Consider the following 21,124-nt stretch of genomic DNA (forward strand, 5'->3'; position numbering starts at 1 on the left):
CCGGAGCCTCTACAAGGAGCTGGTCGAGACCAACACGACCTTCTCGGCGGGCGACTGCACGGTGGCCGCCCAGCGGATGGCGGATCGGCTGAAGGCCGCCGGCTTCGCCGACGCCGACCTGCATCTGATCGTGCCGCCCGATCGGCCCAAGGACGGCAACCTCGTCGCGGTCTATCCCGGCAAGGATCCCAAGGCCAAGGCGGTGCTGCTGCTGGCGCACATCGATGTGGTCGAGGCCAAGCGCGAGGACTGGACGCGTGATCCGTTCAAGCTGATCGAGGAGGACGGCTACTTCTACGGACGCGGCGTCGCCGACGACAAGGCGCAGGCCGCGATCTGGACCGACATGCTGATCCGCTTCAAGCAGGCCGGCTACAAGCCGCGCCGCACGGTGAAGATGGCGCTCACCTGCGGCGAAGAGGGCGGCGGCCAGATCAACGGGGCAAGCTATCTCGCCCGCAACGACCGCGACCTCATCGACGCCGGGATCGCGCTGAACGAGGGCGGCGCCGGCATGCTGGACGGCGCCGGCAAGCCCGTCTCCCAGAACATCCTGGTCGCCGAGAAGTACCCGGTGAGCTTCACCTTCGAGGTGACCAATCCGGGCGGACATTCCTCGCGGCCGGTGCCGGACAATGCGATCTACCGGCTGGCCCGCGCGCTCGACCGGCTGTCACAGTACGAGTTCCCGGTCACGTTCAACGACGCCAACCGCGCCTTCTTCGAGCGTATGTCGAAGGTGGTCGGCGGCGAGGACGGGGCGGCCATGGCCGCGATCGTCGCCAATCCGCAGGACGCCGAGGCCGACGCGCGCCTGTCGAAGAACCCCAGCTATCACGCCTATCTGCGCACCACCTGCGTGGCCACCATGCTCGACGCCGGCCATGCGGCCAACGCCCTGCCCCAGCGCGCCCGCGCCACGGTGAACTGCCGCATCCTGCCGGGCGTGCCGATCGACGAGGTCCAGGCGACGCTCGAGAAGGTGGCGGCCGATCCCGAGGTCAAGATCACGGCCGGCCGGCGGATGATGGTGGCCGCGAAGCCGCCCGCCCTCACGCCCCAGGTGCTGGGCCCGATCGAGAAGATCACCGCCGACATGTGGCCGGGCGTCCCCGTCGTGCCGCTGATGGAGGCCGGCGCCACCGACTCCACCGCGCTGAACGCGGTCGGCATCCCGGCCTATGGCGTCTCGGGCATCTTCTGGGATCCGGACCTCGGCCACATCCACGGCCTCAACGAGCGCATCCGGGTGAAGTCGGTGATGGAGGGCCGCGAGTTCCTCTACCGGCTGGTAAAGGCCTACGCCGAGCAGAAGGACTGAAGTGCGATCCGCAAAAGTGGAGGCCGGTTTTGCGATCAGATCGCACTCAAACTCTTGAATTAGAGCCTTTTTGTCCCGTTCAAACGATCCCGTTTGAACGGGAAAGGCTCTGGCCGGTGCGGGGGCTCGCGATCCTGGCGGCCGTCGCGGCCCTGGCCCTGTCTGCTTTGGCGGGTCCGGCGGCAGCCGCGCCCCAGCCCGGGGAGGCGGCGTTCCGTGCGCTCTACAAGGAGCTGGTGGAGACCAACACCACCCAGTCCTCCGGCAGCTGCACCCTGGCCGCCGAGCGGATGGCGGCGCGGCTGAAGGCGGCGGGTTTCGCCGACGCCGACCTTACCCTGTTCGCCCTGCCCGAGTTCCCCAAGGACGGCGGCCTCGTCGCCGTCTACCCCGGCCGCGACCCGAAGGCCGGCGCGATCCTGCTCTTGGCCCACCTCGACGTGGTCGAGGCCAAGCGCGAGGACTGGACCCGCGACCCGTTCACGCTGTTCGAGGAGGGCGGCTACTTCTACGCCCGCGGCGCCGCGGACGACAAAGCCCAGGCCGCGATCTTCACCGACCTCTTCATCCGCCTGCGCCAGGAGGGCTACCGGCCGCGCCACACGCTGAAGCTGGCCCTGACCTGCGGCGAGGAGGGCGGGCGCTTCAACGGCGCGAGCTGGCTGGCCCAGAACCGCCGCGACCTGATCGACGCCAGGTTCGCGCTGAACGAATGGGCCGGGGTCAATCTGGACGCTGCCGGCAAGCCGGTGTTCCACGCGATCATGGCCGACCAGAAGACCGTCGGCACCTATCGGCTGGAGGCCACCAATCCTGGCGGCCACTCCTCGCGGCCCCTGCCCGACAACGCCATCTACCACGTCACCCGCGCGGTCGACCGGATCGCGGCCTACGAGTTCCCGGCCCAGCTCAACGACGTCACCCGCGCCTACTTCGGCGCCATGTCGAAGATCGTGGGCGGCGAGCGCGGCGCGGCCATGGCCGCCATCGTCGCCGATCCGAACGACGCCGCCGCCAAGGCGGTCCTGGCCCGCGATCCCAACGACCACGCCATGATGGGCACCACCTGCGTCGCCACCATGTTCGAGGCGGGCCACGCGGCCAACGCCTTGCCCCAGCGCGCCACCGCCACCATCAACTGCCGCATCGTCCCGGGCGTGACCCGCGCGGCGGTGCGCGACACGCTGGTGGGCCTGATCGACGACCCGCAGGTCACCGTCTCGGAGTCCCGCGGCCGCGAGGGCGTGGCCGGCCCGCCGCTCACCCCGCAGATCATGGATCCGATCCGCAAGGTCAGCGAACAGCTCTGGCCTGGCGTGCCGGTGGTCCCCACCATGGAAGCGGCCGCCACCGACGGGAAGGCGCTGATCACGGCCGGCATCCCCACCTATGGCGTCATGGGCCTGGCGCTGGAGCCCGACCTCGGCCACATGCACGGCCTCAACGAGCGGATCGGCGTGAAATCGGTGCTCGACGCGCGCGAATTCACCTATCGCCTCGTGAAGATCTACGCCGACCAGAAGGACTGAACTTGAGGATCTGGCTCGCCGCCGCCCACGACGCGGCGCACAGGAACGGCGGCTGGGCGTTCGTCCGGGCGAACGGCGAGGTTTCCGGCCGCGCCGGGGGCGATCGCCGGACCACCCGCGCCCGCATGGCGCTCTCGGGGTTCGCCGCGGCGCTGGAGGGCCTCGCCGCCGACGAGGCGCTGGCGGTGGTCGCGCCGCGCCCGGACGCCCTGGTGCTCCACACGCTCCTGAAGCCGCCCGCCGATCCGCCCCAGGACGACCTCGACCTGCGCGGCGTGCTGGCCAAGGCGCTCGCGGACCGCGCCTGGACCCTCGCCGTGGGCGATCCGAACGGCCCGACGCCCGCCGCCTTCGCCGCGGCCTGGGCCGGCCAGGCGTCGGAGAAGGCCAAGATGGGCGGCGCGTTCGTCGCCGCGATCCCCAAGACCAACCTGGCCAAGGCCAAGGGGCTCTAGGCGGCGTCACCTTCCCTATTTGGACTACTCTATAGACCATTTTCGCCAGTTTTGGACTATGATATAGTCCGCACATGACCACCCACGCCTCCGTGAGCGACGCCAAGGGCCGCCTCACCGACCTCGTCCGCCGGGCGGAAGCCGGCGAAGAGGTGATCCTCACGCGCCATGGCCGGCCGGCCGTGCGGCTGGTTCCGGTGCGCGCCGTGGCCGACCGCGCGGAGAGGCGGCGCCTGCTGGAGGCCGCACGCCGCGAAGGCGCCCGCAAGGCTGTCGAGGGCGCCGGCGCCGCGGCCAGCCAGGACTTCCTCTACGACGACGAGGGCCTGCCCCGGTGATCGTGGTCGACACCTCGGCCCTCATGGCGATCCTGCTGGCCGAGCCCGAGAGCGACCGCTGCATCGCCAGGCTGGAAGCCGAGACCGACGTGCTCATCTCCGCCGCCACCCTGGCGGAAGCCCTCATCGTCGCCGGCCGCCGGAATGTCGGGCCGGAGATGGCCGCGCTGGTCGACGGGCTGGGCTTCGAGGTCGCGCCCGTCTCGCAGGCCGCGGCCGCACGGGTCGCCGACGCCTACGCCCGCTGGGGCAAGGGGATCCACAAGGCGTCGCTGAACTTCGGCGACTGTTTCGCCTACGCCCTCGCGCAGGAGACGGGCGCGCCCGTGCTCTTCGTCGGCGAGGATTTCGCGCTCACCGACGTCGCCGTCGCCTGACACTCAGGGCAGTTCGCTCATCCAGACGCGCAGGGCCCGCAGGAACGGCAGCGCCTCGCGGAACTCCTTCTGGGTGAAGCCGTCGCGCAGGCGCTCCACCTTGGGTCGGATGCCGGCCATGGCCCGGTGGTAGGCCTCGCGCCCGCCTGTGGTCATCCGCACGTACTTGCGCCGTCGGTCGGCCTCGCAGACGCCCACCGTGACCAGCCCCGTCGCCTCCAGGCGCTGGAGCGTGTTGGTGATGGCGCCGGGCGTCATGCGCAGCGCCGTGGCGATGGCGTTGGGGCTCAGGTCCTCGCCCCGGCGGGCGATCAGGTTGAGCACCTCGTACTGCGGATAGGTCAGCCCCACCGGCAGCGCCTTGGTGATCGCCATGCGCACGCCGTGCTCGATGAGGCTGATCTCGTCGAAGACCTGGACCTCGGGGTGTTCCTCGATGACTGCGGCCATATCCCTCCGCCTCCGAATCACCGGCAGGCCGAAGATATCGTTCAAGCTCAAAACTTCAAGATTGAAGCATCAGCCCGACGCCGCCTCGAGGGTTTCCTTCATGCCCCGACGGGCGAGCTCGTCGGCCCGCTCGTTGAGTTCATGACCCGCATGGCCCTTCACCCACCGCCAGTGGACGTCGTGATGCGAACGCGCTTCGTCAAGGCGCCGCCACAGATCGTCGTTCTTCACCGGCTTGCCGTCGGCGGTCCGCCAGCCGCGGCGTTTCCAGCCGTGGATCCATTCGGCGATGCCTTTCTGGACGTATTGGCTGTCGGTGTGCAGCTCGACCCGGCAGGGCTTCTTCAGCGCCTCCAGCGCCTGGATCGCCGCCATCAGCTCCATGCGGTTGTTGGTGGTGGCCAGCTCCCCGCCCGTCAGCTCCTTCTCGGTCTGCCCGTGGATCAGGATCGCGCCCCAGCCGCCCGGCCCCGGGTTTCCCGAGCAGGCGCCGTCGGTGAAGATCATCACGTGCGGGGTCACGTCTGGCTCCCGCACACCAGGAGGTCCGGCGAGGCGCGGTGCACCGCCAGCTTGCGCTCGTACTCCAGCGGGTCCTTGGGCTTCACCAGCGCCCCGGCGGGCGTGGCGCCCCAGTCGTAGAGCCGGGTCAGGAAGAAGCGCATCGCCGCCCCGTGCGCCAGCAGCGGCAGGGCCGCCCGTTCGGCGTCCGAGAGCGCCCGCAGTCCCTCGTAGCCGGCCAGCAGGGCGCGGGCGGCGGTGATGTTGAAACTGCCGTCCGCCTCGAAGCACCAGGCGTTCAGCGCCACGGCCACGTCGTAGGCGAAGGCGTCCGTGCAGGCGAAGTAGAAGTCGATCGCGCCCGAGAACTTCCCGCCGGTGAAGAACACGTTGTCCGGAAAGAAATCGGCGTGGCAGACGCCCGTCGGCAGCCCCTCGGGCCAGCGCTCGGCCAGCATGGCCAGGTCGGCCCCGATCGTCTTCGCCAGGCCCGGCTTGAGGCCGTCGGCCGCATCCTCCAGCCCCGCGAACATCCCCGCCCAGGCCGCCTGGCCCAGGTCGTTCTCGCGGCGCATCGGGAAACCCTCGCCCGCCAGGTGCAGCGCGGCCAGCCCCGCCCCCGCCTCGCGGCAGTGGGCCACGGTCGGCCGGCGCACCGACAGGCCGTTCAGGAACCCGGTGATCGCGCAGGGCTTGCCGCCCGCCGTCTTGATCAGCCGTCCCTGCCGGTCGGCCATCGGCTCGGCCGACGGATAGCCGTGGCGCGCCAGCCAGCGCATCAGCTCCAGGAAGAACGGCAGGTCGTCGGGGTTCGTCCGACTCTCGTAGACCGTCAGGATGTAGCGGCCCCGCTCGGTCTCCAGCAGGAAGTTCGAGTTCGACACGCCCTCGGCGATGCCCTTGAACGCCAGCGGCGCGCCCAGGTCGAAGTCGGCCAACAGCGCCGCCAGCTCCTCGTCGGTGATGTCCGTATAGACCGCCATGGGAGCCGCATGGGCGAGCCCGCGCCCGCGGTCAAGCGATCAGGCGCCCGGCCGGCGCGCGGGGTCGTCCCGCCGGGCCGGCAGGCGACGGCGCACGCGCGACGTGCTATTCATCCCACCTGGAGCGCACCCCATGATCGAACTCAAGATCGAGCAGACCGAGAAGGGCCTCGCCATCGTCCTGACGCCCGAGGCGCAGGAATTGCTGGGCGCGGCCGACGGCCAGACGATCGGATTTCAGGTCACCGACGACGGCGAGTTGCGCCTGGGCGCGCTCGACATGTCGTTCGAGGCGCGGCGCGCGCGCGGGCGCGCGTTCCTCAAGCGCTACGACGAGACCTTCAAAGCGCTTGCGAAGTAGCTCGTGGCCGAACCCGTCTGGCTGGACGAGGCGCTGATCCTGGCCTTGTATGAGGACGTCGTGGCCGCGTCGGGCGGCGCGTCGGGCGTCCGCGACCAGGGCCTGCTACGCTCGGCCCTCGCCCGGCCCGTCAATCGGCGCCTCTACGAGCGCGTCGATGACACGCTCGAACTGGCCGCGGCCTACGCCGTCGGCATCGCGTCGAACCATCCCTTCGTCGACGGAAACAAGCGGATGGCGTTCATCGCGCTTGGCCAATTCCTCGCCGACAACGGCGTGGTCCTGACGGCCAAGCCCGCCGACGCAACAGCGATCATGCTGGGCGTGGCCGCCGGCGAGGTCGACATCCCGCAACTGACCGAATGGCTGCGGTCTCGAACGCTGCGCCCTTAGGCGGAGACGTTAGGCGGCGGCTTGAATTGCTTCCCGGCCCGCGCGCCGCCGGCGCAGGGCGCCCCCGGCGAGGCCGAGGCCCCCGATCATCAGCGCCCAGGTCGCCGGCTCGGGTACGCTCCCCGGTTCGACATAGCCCCTCGCATAGTCGAAGCCGGTGTCCCCGCTGATCGCCGAGAAGTCGGTCACCGCGACGCCGCCCACCGTCACGCCGGTGATGCCCGCCCACGAGAACGTATTGCCGAGGTCCATCGTGCCCGACACCGCCCCCGGCTCGCCCATGCTCATGAACACCGAATTGTCGACGTGCAGGCTCATGCTGACGCCGTTCACGGCGCCGATCACCGCGTAGAAGCCGATGGTCTGAAGCCCCAGCGTCCCGCCGTTGGAGCAGGCCGGACAGACAGCGTAGTTCGATTGGAAATCCGACCAGGCCCCGCCGCCGCCGTTCGTTCCGGCCGCGACCCAGGCGTTCCAGCTCTGGGCGTAGCGATAGGAGCCCGAGCCGTCGTGCTCGAACAGGCTTCCATCCAGAAACACGTTGGCGGTCACATAGGCCAGCGTGCCCTGGGAATAGCCGTCCGCCAGGAGCAGGAAGCCGTCATGCGACGAGGCGTCGGCCGCGCCGTAGGAATAGGCGGCGCTCTGGGTCCCTGCGGGTTCGTTGTTGGTCGCCGCGCCGGTCGCGTAGACGTGGAGGGCGCCGGCTTCCGCCGCGGCCGAGGCCAGCGCCGACGCGTCCTGGCTCGCGGCGACATGGCCCGTCTGCGACGTCACCGAAACCGGGGCCGCGCCACTGGCGCCCTGCGGATCGGTCAGGATGATCGTGCCGGGCGCGCTCGTCTCCACCCTCACGGTGCTGCTGGCGCTGTAGTCGGCGGCCAGCGCCGCGGCAGGCAGCGCGACCGCGACGGCCGACGCCATCAGGATTCCAAGCCTCTTCGTCATCTGCATACCCCCACACCACGCCGACGCCTCCACTCGTGCGCCGTGGAGAAAGGCTAGAGGGCCGGCCGGGAATGCGCGTCCATCAGATGGTGTACCGCCGTGCGGGTCGCGCCGCCGCCTTCAGCCCGCGGGCAGCGCCAGGCTGGCGGCGAGCCGCACGAGATCCGACTGACGGTGCGCGCCGGTCTTGGCGTAGATCCGCACGAGGTGGGTGCGCACGGTGCTGACCTCGATGCCGAGCCGCTCCGCCGCGCCGCTGGGCGTCAGCCCTTCGGCGATGAGATCGAATATCCGCGCCTCGCCCGCGCTGAGATCGAACAGCTGGGCCGCGAGCATGCCGGATTCGGCCGCCGATGGCCGCCCCGTGCTCACGAAGATCGCCGCCGCCGCCCGGTTCACCAGGCCGGGACGCAGCGCGCCGCCCCGCAGGGGCAGCACATGCAGCACATAGGGCTCGCCGTTCTCGGCGCGGAGCGGAATGCCCAGGCCGCGGCGGCCGATCTGCGCCTCGTCCTCGGCCGCCTGCGCCACGGCCAGGGCGAGCGCCCGCGTCGCCGACGGCAGGTTGGTGGCGAGCCGCCCTCCGTTGAGGACCAGCGGGTCGCGCGCGTCGAGCAGCGCGCGCGCCGCCTGGTCCGCATGGATCAGGCCGAGTTGCGCATCGGTGACCAGGGTGGGCGTGCTGGTCCGGTCGAGAACGGCCTCGAAGGTCGCCGCCGCGACGGTCCGGGCGTCCAGCAGGCGGCTGATCGTGACGGCCCGGCGCAGGTGCGGCGCGAGCAGACGGATCGCGTCCGTCTCGCTCAGGCCGATCGGGCCCTGGTCCCTGTGGCGGGTGAGGCTGATCGACGCCAGCGCATTGGCGTCGCGGATCAGTCCGACCGCGGCGGTGTCGATCAGCTCCTGAGGGAGAAACCACTCGGTGTAGAAGGCGTTGCGGACGTCGCCGTCGCGCAGGCGCGGGTTCATCTCGCTGAGGAGTATCGGCTCCTCAAGCGGCGTGGCGGCGATCCGGGCGCCGCCGCCCCAGAGGGCGATGACATCCGCCCCGTAGGCCTTGCTGCGCTCGAACCACGGCTCGGGGATGCCGCTGGCGACGCTGAGCATGACCGCGCCGCCCGGCATGGCCTGGAGCGTGAGCGTCACCTGCTGGAACCCGAGCCGCTGCCCGATATGATCCAGCACATCGGGCCAGAGCCCCGGATCGAGCGCGCAGTCGTAGATGCGGCCGATGAGGTCCGACATCTCGAACAAGGACCCCGTGTCGATCCTACTCACGTACTGGCGCCCTCCAGCAGGCTGCCTGCAGTGCTTCCGCCGCGCCGAGGCCCGCGTCAAGCGTGACGCGGAGGGGCGCGCCGGAACGGCGGAGAGAAGGCCTGGAACCTCCCCTTCGGGCGCAGCGCGTCGCTAGCCCGCCAATACTCGCGGCAGCTTGAAGGTCACCGTCTCGCGCGCGGCATCGACCTCCTCGACGGTCACGTCGAACCGTTCGGCCAGCCGGTCGATCACGCCCCGCACCAGCACCTCGGGCGCCGAGGCGCCGGCGGTGACGCCGACCGTGCGCGCGCCCTCCAGCCAGGCGAAGTCCAGCCCCGCCGCATCGTCGATCAGGTGGGCCCTGGACCCGGCCCGGCGGCCCACCTCGGCCAGGCGCACCGAGTTCGAGGAATTGGCGCTCCCCAGCACCAGCAGCACCTCGGCCCGCGCGGCCACCGTCTTCACCGCCTCCTGGCGGTTGGTGGTGGCGTAGCAGATGTCCTCCTTGTGCGGCGCGGCGATCTCCGGGAACCGCCGGCGCAGCGTCGCCACGATCTCGGCGGTGTCGTCCACCGACAGCGTCGTCTGGGTGACGAACGCCACGTTCGCCGCATCTGCCGGCGCATAGGCCTCGGCGTCGGCGACCGTCTCGATCAGCGTCACCGCGCCTTCGGGAAGCTGGCCCATGGTGCCCACCACCTCCGGATGGCCGGCGTGGCCGATCAGCACGATCTCGCGGCCGGCGTCATGATGGCGCGCCGCCTCCACGTGCACCTTCGAGACCAGCGGGCAGGTGGCGTCGAGGTAGAGCATCTTGCGCGTCCGCGCCTCGGCCGGCACCGACTTGGGCACCCCGTGGGCCGAGAACACCACCGGCCGGTCGCCGGGCGCCTCGCTGAGCTCCTCGACGAACACCGCGCCCAGCGCCCGAAGGCGCTCCACCACGTGCCGGTTGTGGACGATCTCGTGGCGCACATAGACCGGCGCGCCATACTTCTCGATCGCCCGCTCGACGATCTGGATCGCGCGATCCACGCCCGCGCAGAAGCCGCGCGGGCTGGCGAGCAGGACGGTGAGCGGCGGGGGCGTCGGCATGGCCCAGGAACCTAGTGCGCCATCCCCTCCGCCGCCAGCCGCGTTGCGGCCCCAATCATGAGGCTGTAATCAGGCCCCGACCCCGCGACGCCCTCGCGGCCCTCTTGTCTGGACGCCTTCATGCGCCGCCAAATGCTTCTCGTCGCCGCCGTCCTGGCGGCTGCAACCTCGCTTCCGGCGATCACGCACGCCCAGGGCCGCAACGACCCCGACGAGCAGCAGCGCCGCCAGGAGCAGGAAGCCGCCAAGAAGCGCAAGCAGCGCGAGGAATGGGGAGACGTGCAGGGGCCCCTGCCGCAGTTGCGCAACGCCGGGCCCTGCCCCTTCGTGAAGTCGCTCTACGACGCGGCGCGCTACGTCGAGTTCAAGGACGGCAAGGAAGCCTCGGCCTCCGTCGGCTACACCGGCGAGATCCAGGGCGTCTCGGCCGGCTGCGAGTACAAGGACAGCGATCCGATCAAGGTGAAGATGCAGGTGCTGTTCGAGCTGGGCCGCGGGCCCACCGCCGGCAGCCGCGAGAAGACCTATCACTACTGGATCGCCGTCACCGACCGGAACCGCGAGGTGATCGCCAAGGAAACCTTCGATCTGCCCGTCACCTTCCCCGAGGGTCAGGACCGGGTCTATGCGACCGAGGACATCGACGAGATCCTCATTCCGCGGGCCAGTTCCACCACCTCGGGCTCCAACTTCGAGGTGCTCGTGGGCTTCGAAGTCACGCCGGAGATGGCCGAGTTCAACCGCCTCGGGAAGCGGTTCCGGTTGAACGTCGGCCAGACGGCCAGCAATACGGAACAATGAGCGACCTCAAACGCGCCCTGGGCGAGACGGTCGAGGCCGCCTTCGCCGCCATTGGCGCGCCTTCCGAACTGGGCCGGGTGACGGCCTCCGACCGCCCCGACCTGGCCGACTTCCAGTGCAACGGCGCCTTGGCCGCGGCAAAGCGCCTGGGCAGGAACCCGCGCGAGATCGCGACCGCCGTGGTCGAGCGGCTGTCCGGCGATCCGCGCCTGGCCTCGGTGGAGATCGCGGGCCCCGGCTTCATCAACCTGCGGGTTTCCGACGCGGCGCTTTCGCAGCGCGCCGACGCCATCGCCGCCGATGACCAGGCCGGCGCCGAGACGGTCGGCCAGCCCCGCCGGGTGATCGTGGACTACGGCGGCCCCAACGTGGCCAAGGAGATGCACGTCGGCCACCTGCGCGCCTCGATCATCGGGGAGTCGATCAAGCGCATCTACCGCTTCCGCGGCGACGAGGTGATCGGCGACGCCCACTTCGGCGACTGGGGCTTCCAGATGGGCCTGCTGATCGGCGCGGTGACCGACGCCCATCCGGCCATCGCCGCCTTGGTGGAGGACATCGACGCCGGGCGCGAGCCCACCAACGCCGGCCAGGAAGCGCTGCTGGCGCTGACGCTGGACGACTTCGGCGAGCTCTATCCCGCCGCCGCCGGGCGGGCGAAGACCGACCCCGCCTACCGCGACCGCGCCCGCAAGCTCACCGCCGACCTGCAGGCGCATCGCCCCGGCTGCTACCGGCTCTGGGAGCGGTTCCGCGAGGTGACCCGCGTGGCGCTGGAGCGCGACTTCCACGCGCTGGGCGTCGACTTCGACTGGTGGAAGGGCGAGAGCGACGTCGACCACCTGATCGAGCCGATGGTGGCCGAGCTGGACGCCAAGGGCCTGCTGGTCGACGACCAGGGCGCGCGGATCGTCCGCGTCGCGCGCCAGGGCGACAAGCGCGACCTGCCGCCGCTGCTGGTCGTCTCCTCCGAAGGCTCGGCCATGTACGGCACCACCGACCTGGCGACGATCCTCGACCGCAAGCAGACGTTCGACCCGGACCTCGTCATCTACTGCGTCGACCAGCGCCAGGCCGACCACTTCGAGATCGTCTTCCGGGCCGCCTACCAGGCCGGCTACGCCGCCGAGGGCCAGCTCGAGCACATCGGCTTCGGCACGATGAACGGCACCGACGGCAAGCCCTTCAAGACCCGCGAGGGCGGTGTTTTGAAATTGAACGATCTGATCGAGATGACCCGCGGCAAGGCGCGCGAGCGCCTGCACGAGGCGGGCCTGGGCGAAAGCCTGCCGGCCGAGGAGTTCGAGGCGATCGCCGGCAAGGTGGCCGTCGCGGCCCTGAAGTTCGCCGACCTGCAGAACTTCCGCGGCACCTCCTACGTCTTCGACCTCGACCGCTTCTCCAGCTTCGAGGGCAAGACCGGCCCGTACCTGCTCTACCAGGCCGTCCGGGTGAAGAGCCTGCTGCGCCGCGCCGCCGAGGAATCGAAGAATGGGGAAGGCGCCGAGCCTGGCCCCGTCGCCATCGCCGAGCCGGCCGAACGCGACCTCGCGCTCACCCTCGACGCCTTCGACGCGGCGCTGGCCGAGGCCTACGACAAGAAGGCCCCCAACGCGCTCGCCGAACACGCCTACCGCCTGTCGCAGGCCTTCTCGAAGTTCTACGCCGCCTGCCCGATCATGAGCGCGGCGCCGGCGGTCCGCGCCTCGCGTCTGACGCTGGCCTCGACGGCGCTGCGCCAGCTCGAACTCGCCCTCGACCTCCTGGGGATCGCCACGCCCGAGCGGATGTAGGCCCTTCTCAGGCCGCCTTCGCCGTCACGGCCGCGTCGAACTCGGCCTTCCAGGCGGCCAGGGCCGGGCGGTTGTCCTGGTCCCAGGGGTGGAAGCCCGGGCGGTACCAGGCGAAGTAGCTGCGCCAGCCGCGGCTGAAGAGGCCGGGCGTCTTCCAGACATAGGCCTTCACCGCCTTCAGCGCCGCCTCCGGCGAATAGCCGTCGGCCTCCAGCAGACGGGCGGCGTAGCGGGTGATGTTGCGGGTGAACATAAAGGTGATGATCGCCATCGAGATCGCCCGCCTGCGGTAGCGCAGGAACGGCGACCAGCCCTTCGTCACCTCCATGAAGACGTCGTAGGCCACCGCCTTGTGCTCGGTCTCCTCCATGGCGTGCCAGCGCCACAGCCGTTCCACGTCGGGCGCCACGCCCTCGAAGATGTCCTGATGGGCCATGTGCATCTCGGCCATCATGGCCGTGAAGTGCTCCAGCGCGATGGTCGACATCAGCATCGCCATCGGCCCGCGCTTGCGGCCCTGGGTCACCCGCTCGCGCACCGCCGCCTCGATCTCGGCCACCGGATAGCGCTCGCGGTCGATGAGCTGGTTCAGCACGTGGTGCTCGCGCGAGTGGATGGCCTCCTGGGCGATGAAGCCCTTCACGTCCTCGGCCAGCTTGCCCTTCAGCTCGCCGCGGTAGTGGCGCACCGCGTCCATGAACATCCGCTCGCCGTCCGGGAAGGTCAGCGAGAGCGCGTTGAAAACCGCCGTCCCGACGGGGTCGCCGCCCAGCCAGTGGCCGCCCCGGGCGGCCTGCAGGTCGAAGCTGATGTCGCGGCCGCGCACGTCGACGTCGGCGGGAGTGGTCTTGGCGCTCATGGCATGGTCCCGTTCGGCGGGTTAGGTAGGGGAGGGTCCGAGGCTGAGATGAGCTCTTATCAACAAAAATGTCAATAGTGAAGACGCCCGCCCGCGCGCCCCGCGCCCGCCGCTCGCCCGAGGCGGCGCGCGAGAACATCCTGGCGGCGGCCGAGCGGCTGCTCACCGAGAAGGGGCCCCAGGCCCTGAAGCTCACCGACGTGGCGGCCGCGGCGGGGATCGCCCACGCCACCGTCCTGCATCACTTCGGCTCGATCGCCGACGTCCAGACCGCGCTGATGGAGCGGATGATCCGCCAGCTCGTGGCCCAGATCCTCGCCGAGGGGGCTGTGGCCGCCGACCCGCAGGGCCGCGTCGGCCAGGGCGCGCGGGTGCTCTTCGACGCCTTCGGCGACCGGGGCGCCGCGCGGCTGGCCGCCTGGCTGGAGCTGACCGGCGAGTCGCGCCGTCTCACCATGGCCCGCGAGGCCGTGCGCGAGGTCATCGCCAACCGCCTGGCCCCCGAGGGCGTCGACCCGGCCGTGGCCGAGGACATGGTGCTGGTCAGCGTGATCCTGGCCATGGGCGTCGGCCTCTTCGGCCGCTCGCTGTCCGAGCTGATGGGCCGCCCGCCCGACACCGCCCGCGGCCTGGCCCTCGACCTGCTGCGCCGCCTTCTGCCCGCCGAAGGCGCCTGAGCCCGCCCGTCAGGGCGCCGCGCCCAGCGGCAGGCGGATCTCGACGCGCGCCCCGCGCCCGCCCGCGCCGCTCGTCCAGCTCACCGCGCCGCCGTGCCGCTCGGCCCGTTCGGAAAGGCCGCTCAGGCCCGCGCCTTGCGCTACCGCGGCGGGATCGAACCCGATGCCGTCGTCCTCCACGGCCAGCACCAGCTCGCCGCGCCGCTCGGCCATCTCCACCTTCGCCGTCTGCGCCAGCGCGTGCTTGAGGATGTTGTTGGTGATCTCGCGCAGCATGGCGCGCAGCGACTGCAGCAGCCGCGAGTCCGCCTGGCGGCTCACGTCGGCGTCGAGCGCCGGGTCCGGCCGCCAGTCCAGCGTCATGCCCCTCGCCTCCAGCCGCTCGGCCATCTCCTTGCGCGCCCCGGCCAGCGCCAGCACCAGCCCGGTCTCGCCGTTGGCCGGCTCGGTGACGATGCTGCGCAGGTCGGCCAGGGTCTCGCGGATGAAGCGGTCCTTCCGCTCGCCGTCGCGGCTGTGCAGGGCGCTGAGCAGGGAGGCGCCCAGGTTGTCGTGGATGTCGCCCGCGATCCGCCGCCGCTCCACCTTCACGCCGCGCTCGTAGGCGTCGCGGCTGTCGAAGACGAAGTCCAGCATGCCGGCCAGCGAGGCGGCCTGCGCCAGGTCGGCCGGCGTGAACAGCGCCCGGCCGCCGCGGGCGTACTCGAGCCGCAGCGCCGGCAGCCCCTTCACGGCGGGCGCCACCAGCGCCAGCCCGTCCGCCTCCAGCCGCGGCTGGGCGGCGCCCCAGCCGTCGCAGATGTCGATGCGCAGCGGATCGAAGCTGGCGTTCAGCACCTGCGTCCACCGCGCCAGCTGCTCGGCGGGCGAAGCCGTGAGGCCGATCTGCACCACCCCCTCGAACAGGGCGCGCGGGTCGGTCTTGCGCCGCCGCAGGATCCGCTCGGCCAGCCAGGTGCGCAGCGGCAGCCAGACCAGGCCGCAGACCAGCAGGGCCAGCGACAGGCTCGCGCCCGCCGACAGCTGCAGCCCGGCGAGCAGCGCCAGGTCGAGCGCGGCCAGCAGCATCAGGCCCAGCGCCCAGGTCATGATCCGCACCCACCACTCGCCCAGCTCGAAGAGGCGGTAGCGCATGATGCCGACCGCGAGGCCGAGGTAGATCACCGGGAACAGCAGGAAGCCGTACGGCTCGATCGCCGAGGTGTCGACGCCGAACATCTGCGGCGCCAGCACGAGCCCGGCGAACGTGCTCACCACCACCACCCACGACACCAGGAACCAGCCCAGGGCCGCGCGCCCCAGCGGATCGCGGCGGGTCGTCCGCCAGTGGACCGCCGCCAGGCCAAGGCTCGCCGCCAGCGCGCACATCACCAGGAAGCGCCGCGCGAAGGTCAGGTCGGGGAACAGCCCGGCGGCCTGGGCGACGTACCAGGCCAGGAACACGCCGATGATCGCGCCCCCCGCCCAGCGCGGCGCGATCCGCCGCGGGTAGTAGAGCAGCAGCGCCAGCACCGCGGCGGCGAAGAGGCTGCCGCCCAGGAAGTTGCAACCGTTGATCAGGTAGAAGGCCGTCGTCGGCAGGCCGAGCTCGCGGGCGGAATACATCACCCCCATCGGCGAGCAGAACAGCATCGCCGCGCCGCTCAGCAGGACGTAGCGGGCGCTCGCCTCCCGCGGACGGAAGACGAAGATCGCCGCCGACATCAGCCAGGAGAAGACCCCCACCAGCACGCCGATCCAGAAGTCGGGCCCCAGCGTGGAGATCGGCCGGCCGGAGCGATCCGGACGGATGGTCCAGTCGCGCCCCTGCGCGTCGGTGAACGTCATCTCGGGCGCGCGCTGCATCTGCGCGTAGAGGCCCTGGCGCGTCATGAACCGGCGGAAATCGGCGAACGGGCCGAAGCTGCCGTCGACCTGGCCCGTCAGGTCGTTGCGCTCCAGGCGCAGCCGCGCGCCCGCGCCATGGGCCGCGACCAGCACGGTTCCCGCCGGAATGGCCGCCGAGGGTCCCGCCGAGGCCTCCACCACCGCCCCGCCCGCCCGCGCGTCGAAGCGCAGGTCGAGGCCGAGCCACGGCTGGCTGATGGAGAAGCCGATCGCGCCGCCGGCCACGCCGAGGGCGACGAGCAGCGCGACCGTCAGCAGCCGGACGGGCGTCAGGCGCACGGTCAGGACGCGCTCAAGGTTTCCGGCCGCGGCCGCGAACCCGCCGCTCGCCATCGCTCACCCCCCACCCCTGGTCGAGCGTCCACCAAACCTTAGAAGATTCATGCGCCTGTGCCAGGGTTTGATAACATCGTCGTTGCAGGTCAGACGGAGTACGGCGTCCCGCCCATGGTGGAGGATAGTGCCCCCCCTTCCCTCGACGCCCCCCCAAATAGGGGGTGTCTGATCGTCGAGGACCGCCCGGACACCCGCGAGTGGCTGGAAGCGGTGGTGGGCGACGCTTTCCCCGGCATGGCCGTCGCCTCGGCCGCCAGCCTGCGCGACGCGCGGCGCTGGCTCGAGCTCTACGCCGCCGACCCGCCCTGGAGCCTGACGCTGGCGCTGATCGATCTGGGCCTGCCCGACGGGTCGGGCGTCGACCTGGTGCGCGAGATCGCCCAGGCCTTTCCGCAGGCGCTTCCGGTGGTCGCCACCATCTACGACGACGACGTCCACCTCTTCGACTCGCTGGCCGCCGGCGCCCAGGGCTACGTGCTCAAGCAGGAGCACCCCGAAGCCGTCGCCGACTGCCTGCGCCGCATCGACGCCGGCGAGCCGCCGCTGTCGCCCTCCATCGCGCGCCGCATGCTGGAGCGCCTGCGTCCGCCCCCGCCGGAGGCCCCCCCGCGGGCGCGCGACGAGGCCGGCCTGAGCGCCCGCGAGACCGAGGTGCTGACCCTCCTGGCCCGTGGCCTCTCGGCGCCCGAGGCCGCGCGCGCCATCGGCCTCAGGCCGCAGACCGTCGCGGGCTACGTGAAGGTCATCTACCAGAAGCTCCACGTCTCCAGCCGCGCCGAGGCGGTGCTGGCGGCGGCGCAACGCGGCCTGACCTGAGCGCGGCGGCCTAGAGGCCTTCCCCCTCACGATGAGGCATCGTGAGGGGACGAGAAGGCCTCTAAATTCAAAGACGCGAGCGCGTTGATCCCAGTCGGCCTGATTCAAGCCGACCAGGACGCGCTCTAGTCCTCGCCCTCGATCCGCCCGTCCACCATGTGGACCCGCCGGTCCGCGGCGGCGGCGACCTCCATGTCGTGGGTGACGCAGACCACGGCCCGGCGCTCCTCGTGGGCCAGTCGCCGGAACTCCTCCACCACCCGGGCGGAATTGGCCGAGTCGAGATTTCCGGTGGGCTCGTCGCCCAGGATCAGGGCGGGGTCGTTGGCGAGCGCGCGGGCGATGGCCACCCGCTGGCGCTGGCCGCCCGACATCCGGTCGGGGCGCTTGCCCCCCTCGGCCTCGATGCCCAGCTTGGCCAGCAGGGCGCGCGCCCGTTCCTCCGCCTCGCGCCCGTCGAGGCCGGCCCGCCGCATCGGCAGCGCCACATTGGCCAGGGCGGTCAGCTCGGGCAGCAGGAAGTGGAACTGGAAGACGAAGCCGATGTGCCGCAGCCGCAGCCGCGTGCGTTCGGTTTCCGACAGCGCCTCGGTGGCGCGGCCTTCGATCCGCACGCTCCCGGTGGTCGGCCGGTCGAGCAGGCCGAGGAGGTAGAGGAGCGAGGACTTGCCGCAACCCGACGGGCCGATGATGGCGACGAACTCCCCGCGATCGACGCGGAGCGAAACGTCGCGCACCAGCACCACGGGCTGGGGATCGGCCAGCCGCCGCGAGACGCCCTCCACCTCCAGCAGCCCGCTCACGCCGCCCCCCGCAGGATGTCCACGGGATCGACCATCGCCGCGCGCCGCGCCGGCAGCCAGGCGGCCACCAGGGCCGAGCCCATCGAGGCGGCGCCGGCGATCAGGTACTGCTCCAGGCCGCGCTCCAGCGGGATCACCAGCGGCTTGCCCTGGACCGTCAGCGGCGCCCGCGACAGCGCTTCGAGCAGGGCCGTGCCCAGCGCGAAGCCCATGGCCGCGCCGATCACGCCCACCACCAGCCCCTCGATCAGGAAGACCGTCTGAACGTCGCGGGCCGTAAAGCCCATGGCGCGCAGGATGGCGATGTCGCGCCGCTTGTCCGCCACGCTGGTCGAGACGCCGGTATAGATGCCGAAGCTGGCCACCAGCATGATCGCCGAGATGACCGCGTAGAGGATCACCCGGCGCGCCACCAGCAGGTTGAGCACGTCGCGCGAGCGCTCCTGCCACGACTCCCAGGTGTAGCCCCACCGCGCCTCCAGCGCCTTGGCGTCGGCGTCGGCCGCCTGCGGATCGGCGACCTTCACGTGGAGCTGGTTGACCACGTTGGGCCGCGCGAACAGCACCTGGGCGGTGCGCAGCAGGCCATAGGCGGTGTTGTCGCCCGCGTAGAAGCCGGCCATGGCGTCGGGCTCCACCAGGGCCAGGATGCGCATGCGCTGGGTCACCCCGGCCGGAGAGACCGCCACCAGCGTGTCGCCCAGCTTGGCCCCCATGCGGTCGGCGAGCGGGCGGGTGATGATGATCCCGTCGGGCCGCGCCTCCAGGTCGAGCAGGCGTCCGCCCACCAGGCTCGCCTCGATCTTGGCGAGGCGGCCCTCCAGCCGGGGATCGATGCCGTTCAGCGCCACCGCCTCGGTGCGGCCGGCGAACTGCAGCGTGGCGGCCCCGCTCAGCGACGGCGCGGCGATGGCGCCGGGCAGCGCCCTCGCGTCGGCCAGCATCGCCGGCCAGTCCTTGAGGCCCCGGACCTCCTCCGCCGGCTTCACGCCCGCCACCGCCACCGCCGCGCCCGGATAGGCGTCGCGCGCCGGCTGGCGCGCGCCCGCCCGCTGCTCGTCGCGCACGATGACGTGCGGCGCGGCGTCGATCAGGGTGCGGACGAAGTCCTTGTCCGAGCCCACCATCATTCCCGACACGGCCAGGAAGAAGCCGACGCCCACGGCCACGCCCACGGTGGCGACCAGCGTCTGGCGCGTGCGCACGACGAGGTGCGCCATCGAGATGCCGAGCAGCGTGAGGAAGCCGCGCATCAGGAGCCGATCGAGAGGCGCGTTCCGTCCTTCAGCTTTTCCGGCGGGTCCAGCACGACGGTCTGGCCGGCCTTGAGGCCTTCGGTGATCTCGGTGCGCTCCACGCCCTTGGTTCCGGTCTTCACGGCCTGGCGTCGGGCGCGGCCGTCCCGCACCAGCCAGACCGCGCCGTCCCGCAGCGCGGCCGTGGGCGCCAGCACCGCGTCGGCGCGCCGCGCGGTGACGAGATTGGCCTCCACCGTCATCCCCGGCTTCAGCGTGCTGTCGGGGTCCAGCGCCAGCCGCGCGCGGAACACCCGGCCGGTCGAGTCGCCCTGCGGCGTGATTTCGCTGATCCGCGCGTCGAACACCTGGCCGGGGAACGAGTCCGAGCGCACCGCCGCCGCCTGCCCCACCGCCAGCCGGCCCACGTCGCGCTCGTCGATGTCGGCGGTGATGCGCAGCGCGCCGGTGTCGGCCACCACGAACATCGCCTTGCCCACGCTGGCCAGGTCGCCCGGCTCGGCCTCGCGGCGGATCACCCGGCCGGCGAACGGCGCCTTGATGCGATAGTCGGCCAGCCGCGCCCGCGCGCTCTTCGCCGCCGCGTCCGCGGCGCGCGCCTGGGCGAGCGCGTCCTCCCAGGCGGCCTTCGCGCCGAAGCCGGCCTCGTGCAGCCGCGTCTGCCGGGCCGCCGTGGCGCGGGCCAGGGCGGCCTGGGCCTCCAGCTGCAGGGTCGTCCCTTCCTGCGGCCCGTCGTCGAGCTGGGCGAGGGTCTGGCCGGGGCGCACCGCATCGCCCTCGTGCGCCAGCACCTGGCGGATCGGGGCGGTCACCACCGGGGCGATGCTGGCCTGGCGCACATATTCCACGACGCCCGAGGCGTAGACCGCGTCCACCGCCTCGCCCGTGACCACCTGGGCCGTCTTCACCTCGACCGGCTTCAGCACCGACCAGGCCCCGAAACCGCCGGCCGCGGCCAGCGCCAGGACGATCAGCCCCCGCCGCCAGGGCCACCGTCGCCGCCGGGGCGGCGGTCCCGGCCGCGCCGCTTCCGGCTCGCTCACCACGCGCAGATCATGGATGGCCATAAGCAACGCCTCCGCGACGCGGACCCTAGTAGACCGACGGTCGGTCTGCTATCGGAATCGGACGCGGAGCCTGCTTTTCCAGACCGCGGGCGCGAGGGCCATGACGGCAATCAAGACGACGGTGCGGATCAAGCGGGCGCCGGCCGAGCGGCGGGCGCAGTTCCTCGACTGCGCCCAGGCCCTGTTCTTCACCCGCGGCTACGACGCCGCCACGGTCAACGACATCATCGAGCGCGCAGGGCTCTCGAAGGGCGCGTTCTATCACTACTTCGACTCGAAGGAGGCGCTGCTCGACGCCCTGACCGAGCGGGTGGCGGCCCAGATCGTCGCCGATGCCGAGGCCGTGCTGGAGGACCCTGCGCTCGACGCCCTGTCGCGCCTCAACGCCTTCCTCGAGCAGGGCCGCCAGTGGAAGATCGAGCGCGCGCCGGCGCTCAAGTCGGCCTACACGGCGGTGCTGCGCGCCGACAACGTCATGCTCAACCAGCGCCTGATCGACGCCACGGCCCGCGTGGTGCTGCCGGTGCTGACGGACATCGTGCGGGAAGGCGTTCGCGAGGGCCTCTTCCACCCGCCTTCACCCGAGATGGTGGCCGAGATTCTCCTGCAGATGTCGCACGCGCGGATGTCGGTCGCGGTCGAGGCCATGGCCCGCGCCGCGGCCGGCGACCTCGACGGGGCCGTGGCCTTGCTGGAATCCCGCCTGGCCGACGAGTCCGCCGTGGTCGAGCGCCTGCTGGGCGTCGCGCCCGGCTCCGTGCGGCTGGTGGAGCCGGGCTTCCTGCGCGCGATGCTGGCGGCCTTGAGCTAGAACATGT

General features: G+C 71.6%; 23 protein-coding genes. 12 read left to right on the forward strand and 11 right to left on the reverse strand.

What is annotated here, in order from left to right:
* From GC203_RS03520 to GC203_RS03540, 5 genes are all read left to right on the forward strand, one after another.
* Window positions 1–1,321, forward strand: a 1,321-nt coding sequence (locus tag GC203_RS03520) for a M20/M25/M40 family metallo-hydrolase (protein ID WP_293451389.1), incomplete at its 5' end; no start/stop codon positions are given.
* 116 nt (window positions 1,322–1,437) lie between these two features.
* On the forward strand, window positions 1,438–2,850 hold the full coding sequence (locus GC203_RS03525) for a M20/M25/M40 family metallo-hydrolase (RefSeq protein WP_293451391.1): 1,413 nt from the start codon (window positions 1,438–1,440) through the stop codon (window positions 2,848–2,850).
* Between the two features lie 2 nt (window positions 2,851–2,852).
* Complete coding sequence (locus GC203_RS03530; protein ID WP_293451393.1) at window positions 2,853–3,305, forward strand: hypothetical protein; 453 nt, start codon at window positions 2,853–2,855, stop codon at window positions 3,303–3,305.
* A 74-nt stretch (window positions 3,306–3,379) separates the two neighbouring features.
* Window positions 3,380–3,643: a type II toxin-antitoxin system prevent-host-death family antitoxin gene (locus GC203_RS03535; protein ID WP_293451395.1), complete on the forward strand. Its 264-nt coding sequence runs from the start codon at window positions 3,380–3,382 to the stop codon at window positions 3,641–3,643.
* Window positions 3,640–4,020: a type II toxin-antitoxin system VapC family toxin gene (locus GC203_RS03540; RefSeq protein ID WP_293451397.1), complete on the forward strand. Its 381-nt coding sequence runs from the start codon at window positions 3,640–3,642 to the stop codon at window positions 4,018–4,020. The genes GC203_RS03535 and GC203_RS03540 overlap by 4 nt, the downstream gene beginning before the upstream one ends.
* Window positions 4,021–4,023: 3 nt before the next feature.
* On the opposite strand, the gene GC203_RS03545 is transcribed toward GC203_RS03540, so the two are convergent.
* The 3 genes from GC203_RS03545 to thrB form a co-directional block, all read right to left on the reverse strand.
* A complete protein-coding gene (locus tag GC203_RS03545) occupies window positions 4,024–4,470 on the reverse strand; it encodes a MarR family transcriptional regulator (RefSeq protein ID WP_293451399.1) in 447 nt (148 codons plus the stop codon).
* Between the two features lie 69 nt (window positions 4,471–4,539).
* Window positions 4,540–4,992 (reverse strand): ribonuclease HI, encoded by a 453-nt coding sequence (rnhA, locus tag GC203_RS03550; RefSeq protein ID WP_293451401.1) that lies wholly within the window; start codon window positions 4,990–4,992, stop codon window positions 4,540–4,542.
* Window positions 4,989–5,954, reverse strand: a complete 966-nt coding sequence (gene thrB / locus GC203_RS03555; protein ID WP_293451403.1) for a homoserine kinase — start codon at window positions 5,952–5,954, stop codon at window positions 4,989–4,991. The genes rnhA and thrB overlap by 4 nt, the downstream gene beginning before the upstream one ends.
* Window positions 5,955–6,087: 133 nt before the next feature.
* On the opposite strand from thrB, the gene GC203_RS03560 reads away from it, so the two are divergent.
* Together GC203_RS03560 and GC203_RS03565 are read left to right on the forward strand one after the other, a co-directional pair.
* Window positions 6,088–6,315, forward strand: a complete 228-nt coding sequence (locus GC203_RS03560; RefSeq protein ID WP_293451405.1) for a hypothetical protein — start codon at window positions 6,088–6,090, stop codon at window positions 6,313–6,315.
* A 3-nt stretch (window positions 6,316–6,318) separates the two neighbouring features.
* Entirely contained in the window at window positions 6,319–6,708 is a 390-nt protein-coding gene (locus GC203_RS03565; RefSeq protein ID WP_293451407.1) for a type II toxin-antitoxin system death-on-curing family toxin, read from the forward strand.
* Window positions 6,709–6,717: 9 nt separating this feature from the next.
* On the opposite strand, the gene GC203_RS03570 is transcribed toward GC203_RS03565, so the two are convergent.
* The 3 genes from GC203_RS03570 to ispH all read right to left on the reverse strand — a co-directional run bounded on the left by GC203_RS03570 (window position 6,718) and on the right by ispH (window position 10,011).
* A complete protein-coding gene (locus GC203_RS03570; protein ID WP_293451409.1) occupies window positions 6,718–7,656 on the reverse strand; it encodes a PEPxxWA-CTERM sorting domain-containing protein in 939 nt (312 codons plus the stop codon).
* Between the two features lie 120 nt (window positions 7,657–7,776).
* Complete coding sequence (locus GC203_RS03575) at window positions 7,777–8,934, reverse strand: helix-turn-helix transcriptional regulator (protein ID WP_293451411.1); 1,158 nt, start codon at window positions 8,932–8,934, stop codon at window positions 7,777–7,779.
* A gap of 132 nt (window positions 8,935–9,066) precedes the next feature.
* Complete coding sequence (ispH, locus tag GC203_RS03580) at window positions 9,067–10,011, reverse strand: 4-hydroxy-3-methylbut-2-enyl diphosphate reductase (protein WP_293451413.1); 945 nt, start codon at window positions 10,009–10,011, stop codon at window positions 9,067–9,069.
* 120 nt (window positions 10,012–10,131) lie between these two features.
* Here ispH and GC203_RS03585 point away from each other — a divergent pair, with 120 nt between their 5' ends.
* Both GC203_RS03585 and argS read left to right on the forward strand, forming a co-directional pair.
* Window positions 10,132–10,812 (forward strand): Tat pathway signal sequence domain protein, encoded by a 681-nt coding sequence (locus GC203_RS03585; protein ID WP_293451415.1) that lies wholly within the window; start codon window positions 10,132–10,134, stop codon window positions 10,810–10,812.
* Window positions 10,809–12,605: an arginine--tRNA ligase gene (argS, locus tag GC203_RS03590; RefSeq protein WP_293451417.1), complete on the forward strand. Its 1,797-nt coding sequence runs from the start codon at window positions 10,809–10,811 to the stop codon at window positions 12,603–12,605. Before GC203_RS03585 ends, argS begins: the two co-directional genes overlap by 4 nt.
* A gap of 7 nt (window positions 12,606–12,612) precedes the next feature.
* On the opposite strand, the gene GC203_RS03595 is transcribed toward argS, so the two are convergent.
* Complete coding sequence (locus GC203_RS03595) at window positions 12,613–13,464, reverse strand: metal-dependent hydrolase (protein WP_293451419.1); 852 nt, start codon at window positions 13,462–13,464, stop codon at window positions 12,613–12,615.
* Between the two features lie 68 nt (window positions 13,465–13,532).
* On the opposite strand from GC203_RS03595, the gene GC203_RS03600 reads away from it, so the two are divergent.
* Window positions 13,533–14,141, forward strand: coding sequence for a TetR/AcrR family transcriptional regulator (locus GC203_RS03600; RefSeq protein ID WP_293451421.1), 609 nt, complete (start codon window positions 13,533–13,535; stop codon window positions 14,139–14,141).
* Window positions 14,142–14,150: 9 nt separating this feature from the next.
* On the opposite strand, the gene GC203_RS03605 is transcribed toward GC203_RS03600, so the two are convergent.
* Entirely contained in the window at window positions 14,151–16,361 is a 2,211-nt protein-coding gene (locus GC203_RS03605; RefSeq protein WP_293451423.1) for an ATP-binding protein, read from the reverse strand.
* A 114-nt stretch (window positions 16,362–16,475) separates the two neighbouring features.
* Here GC203_RS03605 and GC203_RS03610 point away from each other — a divergent pair, with 114 nt between their 5' ends.
* On the forward strand, window positions 16,476–17,180 hold the full coding sequence (locus tag GC203_RS03610; protein WP_293451425.1) for a response regulator transcription factor: 705 nt from the start codon (window positions 16,476–16,478) through the stop codon (window positions 17,178–17,180).
* A 125-nt stretch (window positions 17,181–17,305) separates the two neighbouring features.
* On the opposite strand, the gene GC203_RS03615 is transcribed toward GC203_RS03610, so the two are convergent.
* From GC203_RS03615 to GC203_RS03625, 3 genes are read right to left on the reverse strand one after another with little or no spacing between them, the layout of a single operon-like run.
* Window positions 17,306–17,983 carry an ABC transporter ATP-binding protein gene (locus tag GC203_RS03615; RefSeq protein ID WP_293451427.1) on the reverse strand — a complete coding sequence of 226 codons (678 nt, stop codon included), beginning with the start codon at window positions 17,981–17,983 and terminating at the stop codon, window positions 17,306–17,308.
* Window positions 17,980–19,236, reverse strand: coding sequence for an FtsX-like permease family protein (locus GC203_RS03620; RefSeq protein ID WP_293451429.1), 1,257 nt, complete (start codon window positions 19,234–19,236; stop codon window positions 17,980–17,982). Before GC203_RS03620 ends, GC203_RS03615 begins: the two co-directional genes overlap by 4 nt.
* The gene (locus GC203_RS03625; RefSeq protein WP_293451431.1) at window positions 19,236–20,306 is read right to left on the reverse strand and encodes an efflux RND transporter periplasmic adaptor subunit; all 1,071 of its coding nucleotides are present in this window, start codon (window positions 20,304–20,306) and stop codon (window positions 19,236–19,238) included. Before GC203_RS03625 ends, GC203_RS03620 begins: the two co-directional genes overlap by 1 nt.
* Window positions 20,307–20,406: 100 nt before the next feature.
* On the opposite strand from GC203_RS03625, the gene GC203_RS03630 reads away from it, so the two are divergent.
* Window positions 20,407–21,117 (forward strand): TetR/AcrR family transcriptional regulator, encoded by a 711-nt coding sequence (locus tag GC203_RS03630; protein WP_293451433.1) that lies wholly within the window; start codon window positions 20,407–20,409, stop codon window positions 21,115–21,117.
* The last annotated feature ends 7 nt before the right edge of the window (window positions 21,118–21,124 follow it).

This window comes from Phenylobacterium sp., assembly GCF_016124325.1.
In the GTDB taxonomy this organism is placed as follows: Bacteria; Pseudomonadota; Alphaproteobacteria; order Caulobacterales; family Caulobacteraceae; genus Phenylobacterium.